The following is a 19,975-nucleotide window of genomic DNA, read 5'->3' on the forward strand; positions in this document are numbered from 1 at the left end:
GATGAACAGGTACATACTCAAACTGATACTCCGGCGTGTAGGGTCGGGTTTACTTACGCTCTTCATCGTCTCGGCGCTGGTGTTCTTTATCACCAGCCTGCTGCCGGGCGATGCGGCGCAGATGATCCTTGGCCAGTCAGCCACCCCGGAAACGGTGGCGGCACTGCGCCAGCAGCTGGGACTGGATCAGCCGCTGCTCGTACGTTACGTCAGCTGGCTGGCCGGTATGGTTCAGGGCGATTTTGGTACCTCCTTCGCCAGCAACGTGCCGGTGTCGCAGCTGGTCTCCCAGCGCATTCCGGCCACCTTCCAGCTGGCCGTTACCACCACCCTGGTGTCGGTACCGCTGGCGCTGGCCATCGGCATCACCGCCGCCATGAAGCGCGGCTCCTTCCTGGACCGCGCGCTGGTGGTCAGCACCATGGCGGTGGTGGCGGTGCCGGAATTCCTGATTGCCACCGTGGCGGTGCTGATCTTCGCCGTTAAGCTGCAGTGGGTGCCGGCGATGTCGCTCGGCTCCACCCATCAGGACTTCCTCGGCTTCCTGCGCACCTTTGCGCTGCCGGTGATGACCCTGTGCTGCGTGATTATTGCCCAGATGGCGCGCATGACGCGCGCCGCTATCGTCAACCAGATGGACAGCCCGTATCTGGAAATGACCCTGCTTAAAGGCGTCAGTCCGCTGCGCGCGATGCTGCGCCACGCGCTGCCGAACGCGGTCGGGCCGATTGCCAACGCCATCTCACTCAGCCTCTCATACCTGTTTGGCGGGGTGATCATTATCGAAAGTATCTTCAGCTATCCGGGCGTGGCCAGCCAGCTGGTGGATGCGGTGAGCAACCGCGATCTGCCGGTGGTGCAGATGTGCGTGATGTTCTTCGCCGCCTGCTACCTGACCCTGTTACTGGCGGCGGACGTGCTGACCATTGCATTTAATCCTAAGTGGAGGGGCTGATGAATACACTGACGCTACCGTGGCGCTTCTTTCAATCTCTCAACGTCAGCGGCCGTTGCGGCCTGCTGATCACCCTGTTCTGGATCCTGATGGCGGTGTTTGGCACCGCGCTGGCGCCGCACAATCTGGAGGACATCGGTGCCGGCCCGATGTTCGGCTCGTTCAGCCGCGAGTTCTGGTTCGGCACCGACTACCTCGGCCGCGATATTTTCAGCCGCATCCTCTACGGTGCGCGCTACTCGATTGGCCTGGCGCTGACCGCAGCGATCCTGGCAAGCCTGGTCGGTACGCTGCTGGCGCTGCTGGCGGCGGTGGCCGGCCGCTGGCTGGAAGAGGTGCTGGGGCGGATTAACGACGCGATGCTGGTACTGCCGGGGAAAATTCTGGCGCTGATGATCGTCGCGGTGTTTGGCTCCTCGCTGCCGATGCTGATTATCACCGCCGTGTTTACCTACTGGCCGGGTGCCTATCGTATCGCCTACGCCATGGCCTCCAGCCTGCGGTCAATGGACTACGTGCAGGCGTCACGGCTGCGCGGCGAGAGCCGCCTCTACGTGGCGATCCACGATATTCTGCCGAATATGCTGCACCCGATGCTCACCGACTTCGGCCTGCGCTTTGTCTACATCGTGCTGCTGCTCAGCGGCCTGAGCTTCCTCGGCCTCGGCGTACAGCCGCCGTACGCCGACTGGGGCACGCTGGTGCGTGAAAATCTACAGGGCCTGTTTGACGGCTCACCGGCGGTGCTGATGCCAGCGGTGGCGATTGCCAGCCTGACCATCGGTGCCAACCTGTTTATCGACAGCCTGCAGGCGATGCGCCCGATGGCAACGCTGGCTAAGGGGACCGCATGAATATTATGCCGCACACTGCAACACCGACGGTCGCCGTTGACAACCTGCGGGTCACCGCTCATGCCGACGACGGCCGGGAGATTACCCTGGTCTCGGATATTCACTTCACCGTGCAGAAGGGCGAGGTGCTGGCGCTGATCGGCGAGTCCGGCTCCGGTAAAACCACCATCGCGCTGGCGCTGATGGGCTATGCCCGCCACGGCTGCCATATTGCCGGGGGTACCATTCACGTGGCCGGCACCGACGTCACCTCGCTGTCACGCGCTGAGCTGTGCCAGTTCCGCGGCAACAAAGTGGCCTATATTGCCCAGAGCGCCGCCGCCTCCTTCAACCCGGCGATGAAAATCATGGACCAGGTGGTCGAGCCGGTGGTGATCCACGGCGTGATGAAGCGCGCGGAGGCCGAGAAAAAGGCGGTGGAGCTGTTCCGCGAACTGGCGCTGCCGAACCCGGACACCATCGGCGATCGCTATCCGCACCAGGTTTCCGGCGGCCAGCTGCAGCGCCTGATGACCGCCATGGCGCTGATTGGCGATCCGGAAGTGGTGATCCTCGATGAACCGACCACCGCGCTGGACGTCACCACCCAGGTGGAGGTGCTGAAGGCCTTCCGCCGCGTGGTGCGTCAGCGCGGCACCACCGCCATCTACGTCAGTCACGATCTGGCGGTGGTGGCGCAGATGGCCGATAAAATTCTGGTGCTGCTGAAGGGGCAGATTGCCGAGTACGGCACCACCAGCCAGCTGCTGAACGCCCCGCAGGCGGAGTACAGCCATCAGCTGCTGGACGCGGCACGGCAACAGCCGCGCCCCAGCCCGTGGCAGGCACAGCAGAATGAGGAACAACCGCTGCTGCAGGTGCGCGACCTGGCGGCCGGTTATGGCCCGCGCGACGCGGACGGTCAGCCGAAAGTGAAAATTTTGCAGGATATCAACTTCAGCCTGTATCGCGGCCAGTCGATCGGTATTATCGGTGAGTCCGGCTCCGGCAAAACCACCCTGGCGCACGCTATCGCCGGCATGAACAGGCCCTGCGGCGGCCACATTCTGTTTAACGGCCACTACATTGACGGGGATATGCATCGCCGCCCCGAAAACGAGCTGCGGCGCATTCAGTACGTGTTCCAGATGGCCGATACCGCACTGAATCCGGCGCACAGCATTGAGGCCATCCTTAAGCGGCCCCTGAAGCTGTTTCACGGCCTGCGCGGGCCCGCGCTGGAAAAACGCCTGTTCGAACTGCTGGATCTGGTGCGGTTACCGCGCAGCGTACTGTGGCGCAAGCCCTGGTCGCTTTCCGGCGGGCAGAAGCAGCGCGTCAACCTGGCGCGGGCGCTGGCCGCCGAGCCGGACCTGATCCTCTGCGATGAGGTCACCTCGGCGCTGGATACGGTAGTGGCGGCGGCGGTACTCGATCTGATTACCGAGCTGCGCCGCGAGCTGGGGCTGACGGTGCTGTTTATCAGCCACGATCTGCACGCGGTGCGCTCGGTGTGTGACGAAATTGTGGTGATGAAAAACGGCCGCATGGTCACCCAGGTGGCGCGGGCTGACTACGACAAGCCATCAACGGAAATTTACTACGAGCGCCTGAAGCGCGCCGTGCCGGAACTGCGCCAGGGCTGGCTGGATGAACATGAAGAGAGCGATATCGCCCTCTGACGTCAGCGGCGCAGGCCGATGCTGAACGGGCGGGAAGATGCCGCCCGACGATAACATGACCCAATTAAACGATTACTGGTAAGGAACATTCATGCCTGCACCGATTCGATACGTTCAGGACAGCCCGTATTTCCCGCCGTCGGCGGACGTGGTGGTGATTGGCGCCGGTATTGCCGGTACCGCCGCCGCGTATGAGCTGGCAAAAAAAGGCGTCAGCGTGGTGCTGATTGAGAAAGGGCTGGTGGGCGGCGAACAGTCGAGCCGCAACTGGGGCTGGTGCCGCCAGCAGAACCGCGACGAGCGCGAGCTGCCGCTGATGATCTACGCCATCCAGCGCTGGAGCGAACTGGCGGCCGAAACCGGCGAAGAGCTGGGCTTCCGCCGCAGCGGGCTGGTGTATGCCACCAGAAGCCAGGACGACATCAACGCCTGGGAGAACTGGAACCGCATGGCGGCTAACTACGGCTTTAGCAGCGAAATTCTTACCGCCGAACGCGCCAAAGCGCTGACGCCGGGCAGCACCAGCCAGTGGCTGGGCGGCATCTCCTCGCCGACCGACGGCCACGCCGAACCGGCGCTGGCGGCTCCCGGACTGGCGATTGCCGCCCAGCGGCTGGGCGCATTCGTGTTCCAGCAGTGCGCGGTGCGCGGGCTGGATATCTCCGCCGGCAGGGTCAGCGGCGTGATCACCGAACGCGGCCTGATCAAAACCAGCAGCGTTATCTGCGCAGGCGGGGCCTGGACCTCGATGTTCTGCCGCCGCCACGGCATCGATCTGCCGCTGGGTAACGTGATCGGCACCGCCTTCCGCACCGCGCCGATCGAACAGAAAATCGCGCTGCCGCTCTACACGCCGGGCTTTGCCTGTCGCCCGCAGCTGGACGGCAGCTACACCATGTCGGTCTCCGGCCGTGGCCGCCTGGAGCCGGGCGCGCAGGGGCTGCGCTACGCGCGGCAGTTCTGGCCGACCTTTAAGGCGCGGCGTAAAAATCTGACCCTGAACCTCGGCCTTGCCCCGTTTATCCGCGGCCCGGAAGCCCCGGCGCGCTGGCAGATGGACGGCATCTCACCGTTTGAACAGGTGCGTATTCTTGACCCGCGCCCGGATATGGCGATGGTCGAAGAGGGACTGGCGGCGATGCGCAGCGAGTTCCCGCAGATGCAGCAGATCCGCCTGGAGCAGGCGTGGGGCGGCATGATTGACAGCACCCCGGACGCGGTGCCGGTGATCTCCACCGTGGGCAAACTGCCGGGGCTGGTGATCTCCGCCGGCTACAGCGCCCACGGCTTCGGCATCGGCCCGGGTGCCGGGCGTCTGGCCGCCGACCTTGCCACGCTGGATACGCCGGTGGTTGACCCGGCCCCGTTCCGTTACGAACGTCTCACCGACGGTTCCGGGCTAAAAGCGCCCGGGCTGATGTAAGGAATCACCATGACCGTAGAATTTATTCCGCTGCGCGACGCGCACCTTGATGCGGCGTTCGCGCTGACGCAGAAACTGCAGTGGCCGCACCGGCCGGGCGACTGGCAGCAGGCGCTGCTGCTGGGCGAGGGGATTGCCGCCGTGGAGAACGGCGAGCTGATTGGCACCCTGATCACCTGGCGCTGGGGGGCGGACTATTCCACCCTCGGGCTGGTGATCGTTGACGATGCTCAGCAGGGGCGCGGCATTGGTAAGCAGCTGATGCTGGCCGGGCTTGAGACCCTGGCGGGCAGCAATATCCGCCTGCACGCCACCGAAGCGGGCAAAGGGCTGTATGAAAAGCTCGGTTTTGTCGCCACCGGCCACGTCGAACAGCACCAGTGCCGCCAGCTGCCGGCGGTGGCCGCGCCTGCCTGCGCCGCGCACCAGCAGATCCGCAGCGCCCGCCAGCAGGACGCCACGCTGCTGACCGCGCTGGATCGTCAGGCCACCGGCCAGCAGCGGCCACGGCTGATCGCTAACCTGCTGGAGAGCGCGGAGCGCATTCTGGTGCTGGAAGAGCAGGGGGCCGCGGCCGGTTTTGCCTGCCTGCGCCGCTTCGGCCACGGTTACGCCATTGGGCCGGTGACCGCCCGCACTCCGGCGGCGGCGAAGCTGTTGATCGGCCAGCTGCTGAGTACGCTGGGCGGACAGTTTGTCCGTATCGACACCGACCGCGAGGCCGGTATCGGCCCGTGGCTGACCGAACAGGGGCTGCCGGAAGTGGACGCGCCGACCACCATGATTAAAGGGACCCCGTGGCGGCCGGAAAGCGGCGGCATGCAGGCGTTCGGGCTGATGTCCCAGGCGATGGCCTGATGAATATCGTCTACAAATCTGAAGCGGAGCGCGGGCGTATCTGGGCCGGTCTGCTGGCTGACATGGCCCCGGAGGCCAGCTTCCGCCAGTGGCCGGACGTGGGCAATGCCGCAGAGGTGGAGTACCTGGTCGCCTGGCAGCCGCCGGAAGACATCATGCAGCAGTTCCCCAATCTTAAGGTGCTGTTCTCCGTCGGGGCCGGGGCCGATCAGTTTGACTACTCACGCCTGCCCGCCGACCTGCCGGTGGTACGGATGATCGAACCGGGGCTGACCAGCGGCATGGTCGAGTACGTCACCTTTGCCGTGCTCGGCCTGCATCGCGATATGCCGCGCTACCTGCAGCAGCAGCGTGCGGGCGTCTGGCAGGCGCACCCGGTGCAAACCGCAGCAAAACGCCGCATCGGCGTGATGGGGCTGGGTACACTGGGCGAAGCGGTGCTCAAACCGCTGGTGGCGATGGGCTTCGACTGCGGCGGCTGGAGCCGCACCCCGCGCGATCTGCCGGGGGTACGCTGCTGGGCAGGGGATGAACAGCTGGGTGAGTTTCTGGCGCGCAGCGATATCCTCATCTGCCTGCTGCCGCTCACCGAACGCACCGAAGGGATGCTTAACGCCGATCTGTTCGGCCAGTTACCCGCCGGTGCGGCGCTGGTGCAGGCCGGGCGCGGCGCGCAGCTGAACCATCAGCATCTGCTGGACGCGCTGGACGCCGGTCAGCTGAGCGCGGCGGTGGTCGACGTTACCGCCCCCGAGCCGCTGCCCGCTGAGCACCGATTCTGGCACCATCCGCAGATCTGGCTGACGCCACATATCGCCAGCCAGACCCAGCCGGAGAGTGCCGTTGTCGCGCTGCTGGCCAACATTCGTCGCCATCAGCGCGGAGAACCTATGGTCGGCGTCGTCGACCGTCAACAAGGATATTAATATGGATATTAATGCGTTAGTCGCGCTGCGGCGCGATCTGCACCAGCACCCGGAGCTGGCCTATAACGAACACCGCACCGCCGGCATCGTGGCTGAGATCCTCAGCGACCTGGGGCTGGAGGTGCACACCGGCATCGGTAAAACCGGCGTGGTCGGCGTGCTGAAACGGGGGTTAAGCTCGCGCAGCATCGGCCTGCGTGCCGATATGGACGCGCTGCCGATGCAGGACAACGGCAGTCAGCCGTGGCGCAGCCAGACGGCCAGCGTCTGCCACGCCTGCGGCCACGACGGCCACACCACCATGCTGCTGGGCGCGGCGGCGGCGCTGGCCGACGATCCGGGTTTTGACGGCACGGTGTACTTCATTTTCCAGCCGGCGGAAGAGGGGATGGCGGGGGCGAAGGCGATGATCGACGATGGCCTGTTTACCCGCTTCCCCTGCGATGCGGTCTACGCCATCCACAACTGGCCGCAGCTGCCTGCCGGGGTGGCGCAGACCCGCGCCGGGCCGATTATGGCGGCGGGCAGCGTGTTTAACATTACCGTTCACGGCGGCGGCGGCCACGCCGCGCAGCCGCAGCTGACCCCGGACACCCTGCTGGCCACCAGCGAACTGGTGGTGCAGCTGCACACCATTATCAGCCGTAACCTCGACCCCTGCGATCCGGCGGTGCTGACGGTAACCAAAATCAACGGCGGCTTCTCGCACAATATGATCCCGGCGCAGGCGGAGATTATGGGCACGGTGCGCAGCTTTGACGGCGGCGTGCAGGACGTGATTGAACGCCGCATGCGCGAGCTGGCGCAGTCGGTGACCGCCGCGCACGGCCTGCAGGCGGAGGTCAGTTATAAGCGTTACTACCCGGCCACCATTAACAGTGCGGCAGAGGCACAGATCGCCCTGCGCGCCGCGCGCCGCGCCGGTCTGGAGTATGGCGAAGCGCCAAAACCGGCGATGACCTCGGAAGATTTCGCCTTTATGTTGCAGGCGAAACCAGGGGCCTATCTGTGGCTGGGCTCGGCGGACAGCCACCCGCTGCACCACTCTGAATTTGATTTCAACGACGCGGTGATCCCGTACGGCATCCGCTGGTTTGTGGCGCTGGTGCAGGAAACGCTGGCGGCAGAAATTTAAGTGATGTTCGTCGATTGATTACAACAGTTAATGCTGCTGCCGTTCCGGGAACGGCAGCAGCAGCGTCCGGCTTATTGCGATACTTGACCTATGCCCGCGCTGCCTGAAGGCGAACAGGGTAACTCTTCATCTTGATGTCAATGAGGCAAAGATATGCATAATTTACTGGCTGAGCAGCAGACTTTTTCCGATAACGCCCTGTACCTCGACAAGCGCGGTGAGAACGTCCCGCGCGGCGTGGTGACCGCCCATCCGATTGTGATTGCCAAAGGCAAGGGCTCTGAAGTGTGGGACGTGGAAGGCAACCGTTATCTGGACTTCGTCGGCGGCATTGGCGTGCTGAACGTTGGCCACAGCCATCCGGCGGTGGTGAATGCGGTCACCGAGCAGCTGCAGCGGGTGTCACACGCCTGTTTCCAGGTGGCGGCTTATCCGGGCTATATTGACCTGGCGTCCCGTCTTAACAGGCTGGTGGGTGCCGGTGAAGAGTTTAAGAGCGTGTTTTTCACCAGCGGTGCGGAAGCGGTAGAGAACGCGGTGAAGATCGCCCGCGCCTACACCAACCGTTCCGGCATTATCGCCTTTGACGGCGCGTTCCACGGCCGCACGCTGCTGGGCTGCACCCTGACCGGGATGAGCCAGCCTTACAAGCAGAACTTCGGTCCGTTCCCGGGCGAAGTGTACCGCGTTCCGTTCCCGAACGCGTTCCACAACGTCTCAGAGCAGGACTGCCTGAAAGCGCTGGAGACGCTGTTTGCCGTGCAGATCCTGCCGGAGCGCGTGGCGGCAATCATCATCGAACCGGTGCAGGGCGACGGCGGCTTCCTCGCGGCTTCCCCAGCCTTTATGCAGGCGCTGCGTGAAATCACCGAGCGTCACGGTATTCTGCTGATTTGTGATGAAGTGCAGACCGGCTTTGGCCGCACCGGCAAGATGTTTGGTTTCCAGCACACCGGCATCGTGCCGGATCTGGTGACGGTGGCGAAGAGCCTCGGCGGCGGTCTGCCGATCTCCGGCGTGGTGGGCAAGGCGGCGATTATGGATGCGCCAACCCCGGGCGGCCTTGGCGGCACCTACGGCGGTAACGCGCTGGCCTGTGCGGCGTCGCTGGCGGTGCTGGATCTGCTGGAGCATGGCAATCTTCTGGAGCGGTCTAACCAGCTCGGCGAGCAGTTGAACGCACGTTTGCAGCAGCTGGCCGATAAGTACGCCTGTATTGGCGAAGTGCGCGGCATCGGCTTTATGCAGGCGGCAGAGATTATTGATTTTGAAACCGGCAAACCGGATGCCGCACTGACGCAAAAGATCCTCGACTGCGCCTGCCAGGAAGGGCTGTTGCTGATCAAGTGTGGTCTGCACCGTAACGTGGTGCGTTTCCTGGCGCCGCTGGTGACCAGCGATTCGCAGCTGGAAGAGGCGCTGCACATTTTTGATATTGCGCTGGCGCGGGCCACCGGCCGTCTGGGGTGACAGCAGGGTCACATAAACTGATTTATTATTGATATTATTATAGTTTTTATAATAACGGCCTGAAGATATAGCGCAGTAAAACGCTGGCGTGGCAGATAAAAAGCGTGCTATATCTTCAGCATAATGTGACGCAGTTGTGAATTTAAGGGGTGCTATGAACGGCTTAATGAAACTGGATCGTATCGACATTAATATTCTGGTGCAGCTGCAGAAAGATGGCCGCATCAGTAATGTCAATCTGGCCGATGCCGTTGGGCTGTCGCCCAGCCCCTGCCTGCAACGCGTGAAACGCCTTGAGACCGCCGGTTTTATTACCGGTTATGAGGCGCATATCAATCTGACCAAAATTACCGATTCGGTGACGGTGTTTACCGAGGTGACGCTTTCGGGGCACCGTCGCGAGGATTTTCTCAAGTTCGAGCAGGCGATCCGTGAGGTGGATGAGCTGATGGAGTGTCATCTGATCACCGGCGGTTACGACTACCTGTTACGCTTTATCACCCGCAGCATTGAACATTATCAGGAGGTGATTGAAGGGCTGCTGGATGCCAAAGTGGGCATCGATAAGTACTTCAGTTACATCGTGATCAAGTCCCCGATTATGAAAAGCACCGTGCCGTTGCGCTCGCTGATAGCGCGGCATACGCAGGTGGAGTTTTAATCCTGTCCCGGATAATGGCTGGCTGCTGGCTGCTGGCCGCTGGTCGCTTCGGGTTTCGGTGCCCGGCTAATCGGGGTTTATCCGGAACGCGGACACGCCAGTAACGTCCCTGGGCTCTGCCGGGCACGTCCGTGTGCCCGAAGGTCCGCTTATCCGGATAAACCCCGATTGCCTGCTATTTTCTGCGTCGCTGTTTTAAAACCAGACAAAAAAATCAAATAAACCTAATCAGACCAAATCAGACCAAATCAGACCAAGTCAGTACGAATCCGAACCCGACACCGAAAGCCACGCCTTAAGACAGCAACGCAACAGCCAACAGGGAGGACGCGGGTGAAAAGGTTAGCCGGGCGTGCGGCGCAGGGAGCGCCGCCCGAGCTTACACGGACGTACTTGCAGCGTCCCGGCGTTCTTTTCGCCCGCGGCCGAACCCATCACCCGAACTAAAAGCCATGCCCTTAAGACAGCAACGCAAAACCCACAGTGAACGGGCCATTTGATCGCCCGGCAGAAAATTTCCCCGGCTGCACGCATTTCCCCACAAAACGCCGTAGTTACCCGGCGTTACCAAAAAACTCCCCGTGGCAATCGCCGTACACTCTTCTTAATCGCCAGAAAACAGCCCCGGAGCCCCTATGCAACCGTTTGTCCCGCGCCTCGCCGAATGGCGGCGTGATGAATACCTGCTCAGCAGTGACCCGCAGAAAATTGATATTGACTGGGTACATCGCCAGCTCACCGAACACAGCTACTGGGCACAGGGGCAGAGCATCGAACTGACGCGCCGTTCGCTGGCGGCCTCAATGCCGTTTGGCATCTGGCACCTGCAGCAGCAGGTGGGTTTTGGCCGGCTGATCACCGACTACAGCCGCTTTGCCTACCTCAGCGACGTGATTATTGATAACGGGCACCGGGGTAAAGGCCTCGGCGGCTGGTTTGCGTCGGCCATTCTGAACCACCCCGACCTGCGCACCATCAAACGCTGGATGCTGGCCACCGACGATGCCCACGACGTCTATCGCCGTGCCGGCTGGCAGGCGGTGGCGAAGCCTGAGCGACTAATGGAATTTATACCCACCCCACCAGAGGACCGCACCCCATGAGTTACCGCGTTGGCGTCGATATCGGCGGATCGTTCACCGATTTTGCCGTGCTGGATGAACGTGACAACAGCATCCGCACTCTGAAAGTCCTGTCGCGGCCGGACAGCCCCGGCAGTGAAATCACCACCGGCCTCGCGCAGCTGCAACAGCGCGACGGCATTAACCCGGCAGAGATCGGCTACTTCACCCACGGCACCACCGTTGGCGTTAATGCGGTGATCCAGCGTAAAGGCGTCAAGCTGGCGCTGTTCACCACCGACGGGTTCAGCGACGTGCTGGAGCTGGCGCGGCTGAAGATCCCGCATATTCATGACCTGTTTTCACGCCGCCCGGTGCCGCTGATCTCCCGCGATCGGGTGTTTGGCATCCGCGAGCGTACCGATCGTGACGGTAAGGTGCTGCAGGCGGTGGATCGTGCCAGCGTGGAGGAGGCGGTGGCCGCCGCCCGCGAAGCGGGCTGTCAGGGGATCGTGGTATCGCTGCTGCACAGCTATCGCAACGGCAGTAATGAAGCGCAGGTGCGTGAAATCGTGGCTGAGCTGGCACCGGAACTGCTCACCTCCTGCTCGGCGGAGATCTGGCCGATTATTCGAGAGTACGAACGCACCATTACCGCGGTGATTAACGCCTACGTGCAGCCAAAGGTGATTCACTATCTGGAGGCCTTTGAGCGGGCGCTGCAGCAGATGGGCGTGCCGGTGCCGCCGCGCATCACCAAATCCAACGGCGGGGTGATGGGGCTGGATCAGGCCAAAGCCGAATGTGTGCAGATGGTCCTGTCCGGTACCGCTTCCGGGGTGATTGGGGCCAGCTATATCGCGGAAACCTGTGGTTTTGACCGGCTGCTGAGCCTGGATATCGGCGGCACCAGCGCCGACGTAGCGGTAATCATTGATGGCCGCCCTGAGTACGGCAGCGGCGAAATTATCGGTGACTTCCCGATCTATATTCCATCGGTGTCGGTCACCTCGGTCGGCCAGGGCGGCGGCTCGATCGCCTGGATCGACAGCCTGGGGGTGTTACAGGTGGGCCCGGACAGCGCCGGTTCGCTGCCGGGCCCGGTCTGCTTCCGTCGCGGCGGCACCGAAGCGACGGCGACCGACGCCTTTGCCGCCTGTGGGCTGATCGGCCACGGCGACCTCGGTTATAACGCCGTGCAGGTGGACGTGGCCGGCGCGCGTGCCGCGGTGGAGAAGCTGGCGCAGCCGCTGGGCATCAGCGTCGAAGAGACCGCGGAAAACATCATCGCGCTGGCCATCTCCAGCATGTACAGCGACACCAGCGGGCTGATCTCACGCTTTGGACTCGACCCGCGTGAGTTTTACTTCCTCGCCTTCGGCGGTGCCGGGCCGATGATGGGCTGCTTCCTCGCCCGTGAACTGAAGCTGAAGGGCGTGGTGGTGCCGCCCACGCCGGGGGTGCTGGCCGCCTTTGGCGGGCTGGTGGCCGATATCAAAAATGACTTTATCCGCACGCTCTACTGCGAACTGACGCCGGCGGTCAGCGATGCACTGCGGCTTAACGCACAGCAGCTGCGCGACGAGGCCAGCGGCTGGCTGAGCCGTGAGTATGGCCCGAACCTGCCGTCGCAGTTCAGCTTCTCGGCCGAAATGCGCTATCGCGGTCAGTCGTTTGAGATTGACGTGGTGCTGCAGGAAAGCTGGCTGCTGACCGGCGACCTGGCAGCGATCCGCAGCGCCTTTGACGCCCATCACACCCGGCTGTTTGGCCATCACGACGCGCACGCCGACGTGCAGCTGATCAACCTGCGGCTGGTGCTCAGCTCACCAACGCCAAAACCGCGGCTGCCCGAACTGGCTGGCGCCAGTGGTCCGGTGCCGGTGCAGCGCCAGGTCGACGCGTGGATCGATGGCCGCTGGTGGCAGGTCGATCTCGTTTCGCGCAGCGCGCTGGGTGCCGGACACCGGCTCACCGGGCCGGTGATTATCGCCCAGGACGACTGCACCACCTGTGTACCGCCGCAGATGCAGGTCGACGTCGACCGCTACGGCAACCTGATCATTACCCCGCAAACCGGAGACGCTGATGGCCATTGATGGACGTAACCTGCAAATTCTTGCCAACTACTGTGCCGCCGCCGCCGATGCGATGGCGTTTACCCTGATGCGCACCGCGCACTCCACCTTCGTGAAAGAGACGGAAGATTTTTCCTGCCAGATCGTCAGCCGCGACGGGCTGGCCTTTGCCTCGCCGCGCAGCTTCGGTGCGCCCTGGTACAGCGGCATCGATTACGGGCCGGTGCTGGCGCTGATCGACGGCTATCAGGAGGGGGATATCTGCATCACTAACGACTCCTACGCCGGTAACGTGGCGACGCATACCCCGGATATCCATATCTGGAAACCGGTCTTCCATCAGGGCGAAATCGCCTGCTTTGTGGTCGGCCATATTCACAATACCGACGTCGGCGGCGCGGTGCCGGCTTCACTGTCGCGGTCGCTGACCGAGATCGTGCAGGAGGGGATCCGCATCCCGCCGCTGAAAATTATCAGCAACGGCGTGCTTAACGAGCAGGTGGCGCAGATTATGCGGCTGAACGTGCGCGCGCCGGATCAGAACTGGGGCGACTTTAACGCGCAGATCGCCTCGGTGAACATCGGTGAACGCAAGGTGCAGGAGATTATCGCCCGCTTTGGCATTGCCGACTTCCTTACCGGTGTGGAAGGCATTCTCGACTATGCCGAACAGCAGGCGCGCAGCATTATCCGCACTATTCCCGACGGCGACTATTTCTATGCCGACTACGCCGATGAGGACAGTGAAGGCGGCTATCCGTGCCGCATCGCGGTGACGCTGCGGGTTAAGGGTGACAGCCTGGAGCTGGACTACACCGGCAGCGACCCGCAGCTGATGTCGTCGCTGAATATGCCCACCGGCGGCCGTGAGCGTCATCCGCTGGCGCTGGTGGGCGTGACCTACGTGCTCTCCACCCTCGATCGTTCACTGCTGCTCAACGCCGGTACGCTGCGGCCGACCCGCGCGATCCTGCCGCCGGGCACCATTATGAACTGTGAGGCACCGGCGGCGGTGGGCATGCGCTCGCTGACCTGCGCGATGTCGCAGATTGCCACGGTCGGCGCGTTCTCGCTGGCGCTGCCGGACCGGCTGCCCGCCAACTCGCCGGGCGGTAACTCGATTATCAACATCCGTACCGTGGATGCGCAGAATCGCACGCTGGTGGCGTCGCTGGGGCCGGTGGGCGGCGGCGCGGGCGGCACGCCGAAGCACGACGGACCGGATGGCTCCGGCGGCCTCTCGGCGTTCCTGAAAAACACGCCGATCGAGATCAACGAAGCGGAAGTGCCGGTGCGTTTCCACCGCTACGGCCTGGCGGCGGACAGCGCCGGGGCGGGGGAGTATCGCGGCGGCCTGGCCACCGAGATGGCCTTTGAGGTGTTCGCGCCCAATACCACCATCACCGCCCGAAACCGTAACCGATCGGTCTTCTCTTCCGCCGGTGCGGCGGGCGGCCGGGCGGGCAGTACCTCGTGGTTCCGCACCCGGCACGCCGATGGCCATGTGACCGAGCATGGCAATACCGACGTGATCCACTGCGGACCGGGGGATATTGTCTCGGTCAAAGGCCCGGGGGCAGGGGGCTACGGCGATCCGCGCCGGCGCGATCCGCAGGCGGTACTGCGCGACGTGCAGTGCGGTTTTCTCAGCGAACAGGCGGCGCGTCAGCAGTATGGCGTGGCGGTTCAGCAGGGCGAGCTGGATCCTGCAGGCACCGCACGGCTGCGGGCGCAGATGGCGGCACCCGACGGGGAGCATTTTGACGTCGGCGATGCGCGGCGGGCGTTTGAAGCGCTGTGGACACCGGAACGCTACCGGCTGTTAACGGCATTTCTTGCCGAACGACCGGTGGTCTGGCGGCATTTCCTGAAACATGAGGTGTTCACTGCGGTAAAAGCCGGGCAGGGTAGTGAATTACCGCTGACGGAACAAATGCAGTCACTGTTTACTTTATTACTGGAACGCTTCCCGGCATTACGCATGTAATAGCGGTTAAGCCCACACATTTTTTGCGGTACGCCTCGTAAAACAGAATTTGTGTGGGTGTCACTGGATATTTTACGATTTTAATTTCTGTTCACCGCGTTATTATTTTCTGCGTTGCAGCGATTCTGCTGTTTATTACGGAAATAACTAAGAGAGGTGAGCATGGATTTCAGTTTAATTACCTTGTTGAAAGCCACATTCGGCGGGGCGGGCTGGGGGTTTGGCCTGTCCGGATTTGTCCCGCTGATTGCACCTTCGGTTGAGCTGACCACGCACGTCATGTACAGCGGAGCAGCCTGGGGCGCTGCCGTGCTGGCATCGTTGTATATTTTTGCCGCCTGGAAGTCCCGGTAATGCAGCCTGCCTGGTACTTCCCGCACGATCACCAGCAGCTGTGCCACTTCTATATAGTGATATGTGTAAGTTATCTGGTGATGCATGTTGTCTGGGACTGGCGGTCAGATAAAACGCCGCCATTCTCATTCAGCACACTGAAGAACAAAGCTGACCAGGTATTCTCCAGCGTGACGCTGGCCTCCAGCCTGTTCTATATCGTGGTGCTGCTTGACTTAACCAATCCGCTGCGCGATACCGATCTGTTTATCTTTTCAATGATTTTCAGCGCCCTCTGCGGCGTGCTGGTATCGCTGGCTATGATGGTGCCTTATGCTAACCGGTACCAGTCCAGGCCCTGATTAAATTTTTTTTTTGGTACCCGTATTCACGCGTGAATTCATCCTGGCACTCAAAGTGATAAACGAAGTTGTGTTGCCTCTCATCTAACGGAACTTCATATTTATACAGCGCGTTACTTCACCCGCGCCAGCACAAAGCCATCCCAGCCCTTTTCGCCCACGGTTTGCAGCGCGGTAGCCTCCAGCCGCGGATCGTTGCCGATCAGCCGCAGGAAGTCGCGTACGCCCTGAATATTCCAGTCGGTGGTGTCGCCGTCGGCGACTTTGCCGTTGCGCACCACGTTATCACCAATAATCAGCGTGCCCGGCCGGGAGTATTTCAGCGCCCACTCCAGGTAGGCGGGGTTATTCTGCTTATCGGCATCGATAAACACCAGATCGAAGGGCGCAGACGAGGCCAGCTGCGGCAGGCTCTCCAGCGCCGGGCCGACCAGCACGGTGACCCGATCGGCCAGCCCGGCGCGGCGGATATTCTCCACCGCTACCGCCGCGTGGTGCGGCTGAAACTCCAGCGTAAATACCTGACCGTCTTCCGGCAGCGCCTTCGCCAGCCACAGCGTGCTGTAGCCGCCGAGGGTGCCGATCTCCAGAACCCGCTTTGCGCCGATCATTCTGGCGAACAGGTTGAGCAGCTTGCCCTGGTTCGGCGCCACGTCAATGGCGGGCAGGCCCGCCGCCTGGTTGGCCGCCAGCGCCGCGCTGAGCCCGTCATCCTGCGGCAGCAGCGTTTCCACCAGCCAGCCGTCGACCTGCGCCCAGCGCTCGCGGTTCATCGCCTTACTCCTCGTCGCCGAAATACCAGTAGCCGCTGTTGACCAGCGCCGCCAGCTGGGCGAGGAACGACGGGTCGTCCAGCGCGTCGCCAAACTGCGCCTGGCCCAGGGTCAGCTGATTAGCCAGCGCGGTCAGCGCGGCGCGGTGCGGCGAATCAAGCTGTTCACCGTTGATAAACACCGCCTCGCCGATTGACACCACGCGCAGTCCGCCCAGGCGGGTCAGCTCGTCGCCCTGCTGCAGCGCGTCGTAGATCTCATCCGGCTGGTAAGGCGGCTCCGGCGGGGCGATATCCAGTTCGTGGCGCGACTGCGAGATAAACTCACCAAACCACTGGTTAAACTGACCCGGCTGGTCGATGACGTTAAGCATCATCTGGCGGATGCCTTCCAGCTCGGACGGCAGGATCTCCGCCGGGTTTTCGCGCGGCTGCACGTCCGGATCGCTGAAGCGGTGGCTGCCCAGCTCGCGGGAGAGCACATGGTCGGCAAAGCCGCTGATCAGCTCACGGCCGCTCGGCGCACGGAAGCCAACGGAGTAGTTAATCGCGCTCTCCAGCGAGTAGCCTTCGTGCGGGAACCCCGGTGGAATATAGAGGATATCGCCCGGCTCCATCTCTTCATCGATAATGGCGTCGAACGGCTCGACCTGCAGCAGGTCCGGGTGCGGACAGTGCTGCTTCAGTTCGGTTTTCTCACCCACGCGCCAGCGGCGGCGGCCGGTGCCCTGGATAATAAATACGTCGTACTGGTCGAAATGCGGGCCGACGCCGCCGCCGGGCACCGAGAAGGAGATCATCAGGTCGTCGGTACGCCAGTCGGGCAGGAAGCGGAACGGGCGCATCAGCGCGGCAGACGGCGCGTGCCAGTGGTCAACGGCCTGCACCAGCAGTGACCAGTTGTTCTCACCCAGGTGGTCGTAGCTCTGAAACGGGCCGTGAGCCACCTGCCATTTGCCCTCGTCATGGCTGACCAGCCGGCTGTCGACTTCATTTTCCATCGCCAGCCCGGCCAGTTCGTCCGGGGAGATCGGATCAACAAAGTTTTTAAAACCACGTTTCAGTACCACCGGGCGTTTTTGCCAGTAGCGCTGAATAAATTCGGGCCAGTTAAGGTCGAGCTGATAATCCATGATAATTTCCTGAAACGGCTGAGTGCAGCGGCAATGTGCAGAGAGTATAACAGGGCAGGGCAGCCGGAGGGTAATGTCATCAGCAGGTGCGGATTAACGCTGGGTGCATCGGCGGCCGTTCCTGTCAGGCCACCGCTGTCCGAGGACTAAGGGATGCCGTGCAGCACTTCCTGGCGGCGGAAAATGACCTCCATCCTCGCGCCGCCGAGCGGGCTTTCATGGGCGCTGATTTCGCCGCTGTACTGTTCAAGGATCTCACGCGCCAGCCCCAGCCCCAGCCCCTGGCCGGGGCGCAGGGTGTCGGCACGCTGGCCGCGTATAAACACCAGGTCACGTTTGCTCTCCGGGATGCCCGGCCCGTCGTCTTCGACGATCAGCAGCAGCGAATTCTCGGTAAGATGGGCGCTGATCTCAACAAACTCCAGGCAATATTTACAGGCGTTATCCAGCACGTTGCCCATCACTTCCATAAAATCATTCTGCTCGCCGACGAACACCAGTTCGGGCGAGATATCCAGCGTCAGCACCACGCCCTTACGCTGGTAGACCTTATTCAGCGCCGAACACAGCCCATCGAGCAGCGCCGGTACCGAGTGCAGATCGCGCTTCAGCGCGTGGTGATCGGCCTGCATGCTGGCGCGGTGCAGGTAGTAGCCGATCTGCTGCGAGATGCGGCTGATCTGCTCCAGCATAATCGGCTCGGCCTGCTCCACCGACAGATTTCTGCCGTTGCGCAGCGAGCGCAGGGTGGTTTGCAGTACCGCCAGCGGCGTTTTCAGGCTGTGGGTCAGGTCACTGAGGGTGGTGCGATAGCGGGTGTAGCGCTGGCGCTCGTTGTCCAGCAGCAGGTTGAGGTTACGGACCAGGCTTTTCAGCTCCTGCGGGGGGGCCGGGTCGAGCGCGTCGCGGGTGCCGTTCTCCAGCTCATGCACCTGGCGGGCCAGCGCGCCAATTGGCCGCAGGCTCCAGTGCGCCGCCAGCCACAGCAGAGGAATAATCAGCAGCAGGTTGGCCAGCAGTACGTAGCTGAACCACGACCAGACCACGTCGGAGTGCTGCAGCTCCTGCGGAATGGAGTCGACCACCACAATGGTCAGCGGCGGCAGGTTGGCGCTGGCCTCGTAGCGGTTGACCGCCACCGAGTGGGTAAAGGTGTCGTTGCCGTCATCGTCGTAGGCGGTCAGTTTATTCTGCGCGTCGCGGTCGTTGCCCAGCACTTCGCGGCTGGTTCGGTTATTGGTATCGATTTCGTAGAAGTCTGATTTATCCAGCCATTCGGGGCGGATTTTGCTGCTGATATCCGGCACGTCACGCTGCTGCCACAGCAGCTTGCCGTTTCTGTCATAGATAAACACCAGCGCCGGAAAGTTGAGCGTCATCCGCTCTGGCTGCACGATGCTCAGCCGGCCGTCCTGCCACTGTGCGAGGGTAAAGAACAGGTTGCTTTCGCTGCGCAGGACACGGTAGGTGTTTTTATCGAAGTTGACCACGTAGCCGACCACGGCGACCATGCCGTAAGAGAGGGACATGATCAGCACCACCGCCGCGGTGGCCAGCAGGAAACGGAACCGCAGCGACAGCGGCTTTTTGCGCCAGAACAGGTTCATCGGGTTACAGGTCGAAGCGGTAGCCCTGACCGCGTACCGTGGTGATCACTTCCGCGCTGTGCTCGGCCTGAATTTTCTTACGCAGGCGGCCCATTAATACGTCGATGGTGTGGCTCTCGCGCAGCTCGGCGTCCGGGTAAAGCTGCAGCATCAGCGAATCTTTACTGACCACTTTACCGGCGTTGCGGATCAGCGTTTCGATAATGGTGTACTCAAAGGCAGTCAGTTTGATCTGGTTTTCATTGACCGTCAGCTCACGGCGGGAGAGGTCGATCTGGAACGGGGCCAGGGTAATAATCTGTGACGCCAGCCCGCTGTTGCGGCGCATCAGCGCCTGCATCCGTGCGACCACCTCTTCAATATGAAAGGGTTTGGTAACGTAATCATCGGCCCCGGCTTCCAGCGCCTCGACTTTGGCCTGCCAGCCGTCACGGGCGGTGAGCACCAGAATCGGCTGGCGTACGTCTTCACTGCGCCAGCGGCGGATCAGCGCCATGCCGTCTTCATCCGGCAGCCCGAGATCGACCAGGGTAATATCCGGCGTGTGCTCACTGAGAAAATAATCCGCCTCTTTGGCATCTTCGGCCGCATCCACCTGGTGCCCCATATCCCGCAGCTGTACCGCCAGGTGATGACGCAGTAGTTGATTATCTTCCACCACTAACACTCGCATAGCTCTTTCCTTTAGAAACGACGTCG

At 62.3% G+C, this 19,975-nt stretch carries 18 protein-coding genes; 14 read left to right on the forward strand and 4 right to left on the reverse strand.

Annotated features, from left to right (window positions below; all coding sequences use genetic code 11):
- Position 1: 1 nt before the first annotated feature.
- The 14 genes from GKQ23_RS09845 to GKQ23_RS09910 all read left to right on the forward strand — a co-directional run bounded on the left by GKQ23_RS09845 (position 2) and on the right by GKQ23_RS09910 (position 15,764).
- On the forward strand, positions 2-955 hold the full coding sequence (locus tag GKQ23_RS09845) for an ABC transporter permease (protein ID WP_212410682.1): 954 nt from the start codon (positions 2-4) through the stop codon (positions 953-955).
- Positions 955-1,809 carry an ABC transporter permease gene (locus GKQ23_RS09850; protein WP_056232890.1) on the forward strand — a complete coding sequence of 285 codons (855 nt, stop codon included), beginning with the start codon at positions 955-957 and terminating at the stop codon, positions 1,807-1,809. Before GKQ23_RS09845 ends, GKQ23_RS09850 begins: the two co-directional genes overlap by 1 nt.
- The gene (locus tag GKQ23_RS09855; RefSeq protein ID WP_212410684.1) at positions 1,806-3,470 is read left to right on the forward strand and encodes an ABC transporter ATP-binding protein; all 1,665 of its coding nucleotides are present in this window, start codon (positions 1,806-1,808) and stop codon (positions 3,468-3,470) included. The genes GKQ23_RS09850 and GKQ23_RS09855 overlap by 4 nt, the downstream gene beginning before the upstream one ends.
- Positions 3,471-3,561: 91 nt before the next feature.
- Complete coding sequence (locus GKQ23_RS09860; RefSeq protein WP_212410686.1) at positions 3,562-4,893, forward strand: FAD-binding oxidoreductase; 1,332 nt, start codon at positions 3,562-3,564, stop codon at positions 4,891-4,893.
- 9 nt (positions 4,894-4,902) lie between these two features.
- On the forward strand, positions 4,903-5,751 hold the full coding sequence (locus GKQ23_RS09865; protein WP_212410689.1) for a GNAT family N-acetyltransferase: 849 nt from the start codon (positions 4,903-4,905) through the stop codon (positions 5,749-5,751).
- On the forward strand, positions 5,751-6,677 hold the full coding sequence (locus tag GKQ23_RS09870) for a glyoxylate/hydroxypyruvate reductase A (RefSeq protein ID WP_056232881.1): 927 nt from the start codon (positions 5,751-5,753) through the stop codon (positions 6,675-6,677). The genes GKQ23_RS09865 and GKQ23_RS09870 overlap by 1 nt, the downstream gene beginning before the upstream one ends.
- A 7-nt stretch (positions 6,678-6,684) precedes the next feature.
- Positions 6,685-7,812 carry a M20 aminoacylase family protein gene (locus tag GKQ23_RS09875; RefSeq protein ID WP_249168523.1) on the forward strand — a complete coding sequence of 376 codons (1,128 nt, stop codon included), beginning with the start codon at positions 6,685-6,687 and terminating at the stop codon, positions 7,810-7,812.
- A gap of 153 nt (positions 7,813-7,965) precedes the next feature.
- Positions 7,966-9,282 carry a 4-aminobutyrate--2-oxoglutarate transaminase gene (gabT, locus tag GKQ23_RS09880; protein ID WP_212410693.1) on the forward strand — a complete coding sequence of 439 codons (1,317 nt, stop codon included), beginning with the start codon at positions 7,966-7,968 and terminating at the stop codon, positions 9,280-9,282.
- A 154-nt stretch (positions 9,283-9,436) separates the two neighbouring features.
- Positions 9,437-9,943 carry an Lrp/AsnC family transcriptional regulator gene (locus GKQ23_RS09885; protein WP_056232876.1) on the forward strand — a complete coding sequence of 169 codons (507 nt, stop codon included), beginning with the start codon at positions 9,437-9,439 and terminating at the stop codon, positions 9,941-9,943.
- A gap of 635 nt (positions 9,944-10,578) precedes the next feature.
- Positions 10,579-11,046 (forward strand): GNAT family N-acetyltransferase, encoded by a 468-nt coding sequence (locus tag GKQ23_RS09890; protein ID WP_212410695.1) that lies wholly within the window; start codon positions 10,579-10,581, stop codon positions 11,044-11,046.
- Positions 11,043-13,103 carry a hydantoinase/oxoprolinase family protein gene (locus GKQ23_RS09895; protein WP_212410697.1) on the forward strand — a complete coding sequence of 687 codons (2,061 nt, stop codon included), beginning with the start codon at positions 11,043-11,045 and terminating at the stop codon, positions 13,101-13,103. The genes GKQ23_RS09890 and GKQ23_RS09895 overlap by 4 nt, the downstream gene beginning before the upstream one ends.
- Positions 13,093-15,069 (forward strand): hydantoinase B/oxoprolinase family protein, encoded by a 1,977-nt coding sequence (locus tag GKQ23_RS09900; protein ID WP_212410699.1) that lies wholly within the window; start codon positions 13,093-13,095, stop codon positions 15,067-15,069. Before GKQ23_RS09895 ends, GKQ23_RS09900 begins: the two co-directional genes overlap by 11 nt.
- Positions 15,070-15,231: 162 nt before the next feature.
- On the forward strand, positions 15,232-15,423 hold the full coding sequence (locus GKQ23_RS09905) for a hypothetical protein (RefSeq protein ID WP_056232869.1): 192 nt from the start codon (positions 15,232-15,234) through the stop codon (positions 15,421-15,423).
- Entirely contained in the window at positions 15,423-15,764 is a 342-nt protein-coding gene (locus tag GKQ23_RS09910) for a hypothetical protein (RefSeq protein ID WP_212410701.1), read from the forward strand. Before GKQ23_RS09905 ends, GKQ23_RS09910 begins: the two co-directional genes overlap by 1 nt.
- Before the next feature lie 113 nt (positions 15,765-15,877).
- On the opposite strand, the gene GKQ23_RS09915 is transcribed toward GKQ23_RS09910, so the two are convergent.
- The 4 genes from GKQ23_RS09915 to phoP form a co-directional block, all read right to left on the reverse strand.
- Positions 15,878-16,537, reverse strand: a complete 660-nt coding sequence (locus GKQ23_RS09915; RefSeq protein ID WP_056232865.1) for an O-methyltransferase — start codon at positions 16,535-16,537, stop codon at positions 15,878-15,880.
- A 4-nt stretch (positions 16,538-16,541) separates the two neighbouring features.
- Positions 16,542-17,669, reverse strand: a complete 1,128-nt coding sequence (locus tag GKQ23_RS09920) for a cupin domain-containing protein (protein ID WP_212410703.1) — start codon at positions 17,667-17,669, stop codon at positions 16,542-16,544.
- Positions 17,670-17,815: 146 nt separating this feature from the next.
- Positions 17,816-19,276 (reverse strand): two-component system sensor histidine kinase PhoQ, encoded by a 1,461-nt coding sequence (gene phoQ / locus GKQ23_RS09925; protein ID WP_056232861.1) that lies wholly within the window; start codon positions 19,274-19,276, stop codon positions 17,816-17,818.
- Positions 19,277-19,280: 4 nt separating this feature from the next.
- On the reverse strand, positions 19,281-19,949 hold the full coding sequence (phoP, locus tag GKQ23_RS09930; RefSeq protein ID WP_056232859.1) for a two-component system response regulator PhoP: 669 nt from the start codon (positions 19,947-19,949) through the stop codon (positions 19,281-19,283).
- Positions 19,950-19,975: the final 26 nt, after the last annotated feature.

Origin of the sequence: Erwinia sp. E602 (assembly GCF_018141005.1) — a bacterium.
Lineage (GTDB): Bacteria > Pseudomonadota > Gammaproteobacteria > Enterobacterales > Enterobacteriaceae > Erwinia.

Bases quoted from the DNA above. Each gene is read 5' to 3' on its own strand.
- GKQ23_RS09845 (WP_212410682.1), top strand. From the start codon at position 2: ATGAACAGGTACATACTCAAACTGATACTCCGGCGTGTAGGGTCGGGT.
- GKQ23_RS09850 (WP_056232890.1), top strand. From the start codon at position 955: ATGAATACACTGACGCTACCGTGGCGCTTCTTTCAATCTCTCAACGTC.
- GKQ23_RS09855 (WP_212410684.1), top strand. From the start codon at position 1,806: ATGAATATTATGCCGCACACTGCAACACCGACGGTCGCCGTTGACAAC.
- GKQ23_RS09860 (WP_212410686.1), top strand. From the start codon at position 3,562: ATGCCTGCACCGATTCGATACGTTCAGGACAGCCCGTATTTCCCGCCG.
- GKQ23_RS09865 (WP_212410689.1), top strand. From the start codon at position 4,903: ATGACCGTAGAATTTATTCCGCTGCGCGACGCGCACCTTGATGCGGCG.
- GKQ23_RS09870 (WP_056232881.1), top strand. From the start codon at position 5,751: ATGAATATCGTCTACAAATCTGAAGCGGAGCGCGGGCGTATCTGGGCC.
- gabT (WP_212410693.1), top strand. From the start codon at position 7,966: ATGCATAATTTACTGGCTGAGCAGCAGACTTTTTCCGATAACGCCCTG.
- GKQ23_RS09885 (WP_056232876.1), top strand. From the start codon at position 9,437: ATGAACGGCTTAATGAAACTGGATCGTATCGACATTAATATTCTGGTG.
- GKQ23_RS09890 (WP_212410695.1), top strand. From the start codon at position 10,579: ATGCAACCGTTTGTCCCGCGCCTCGCCGAATGGCGGCGTGATGAATAC.
- GKQ23_RS09895 (WP_212410697.1), top strand. From the start codon at position 11,043: ATGAGTTACCGCGTTGGCGTCGATATCGGCGGATCGTTCACCGATTTT.
- GKQ23_RS09900 (WP_212410699.1), top strand. From the start codon at position 13,093: ATGGCCATTGATGGACGTAACCTGCAAATTCTTGCCAACTACTGTGCC.
- GKQ23_RS09905 (WP_056232869.1), top strand. From the start codon at position 15,232: ATGGATTTCAGTTTAATTACCTTGTTGAAAGCCACATTCGGCGGGGCG.
- GKQ23_RS09910 (WP_212410701.1), top strand. From the start codon at position 15,423: ATGCAGCCTGCCTGGTACTTCCCGCACGATCACCAGCAGCTGTGCCAC.
- GKQ23_RS09915 (WP_056232865.1), bottom strand. From the start codon at position 16,537: ATGAACCGCGAGCGCTGGGCGCAGGTCGACGGCTGGCTGGTGGAAACG.
- GKQ23_RS09920 (WP_212410703.1), bottom strand. From the start codon at position 17,669: ATGGATTATCAGCTCGACCTTAACTGGCCCGAATTTATTCAGCGCTAC.
- phoQ (WP_056232861.1), bottom strand. From the start codon at position 19,276: ATGAACCTGTTCTGGCGCAAAAAGCCGCTGTCGCTGCGGTTCCGTTTC.
- phoP (WP_056232859.1), bottom strand. From the start codon at position 19,949: ATGCGAGTGTTAGTGGTGGAAGATAATCAACTACTGCGTCATCACCTG.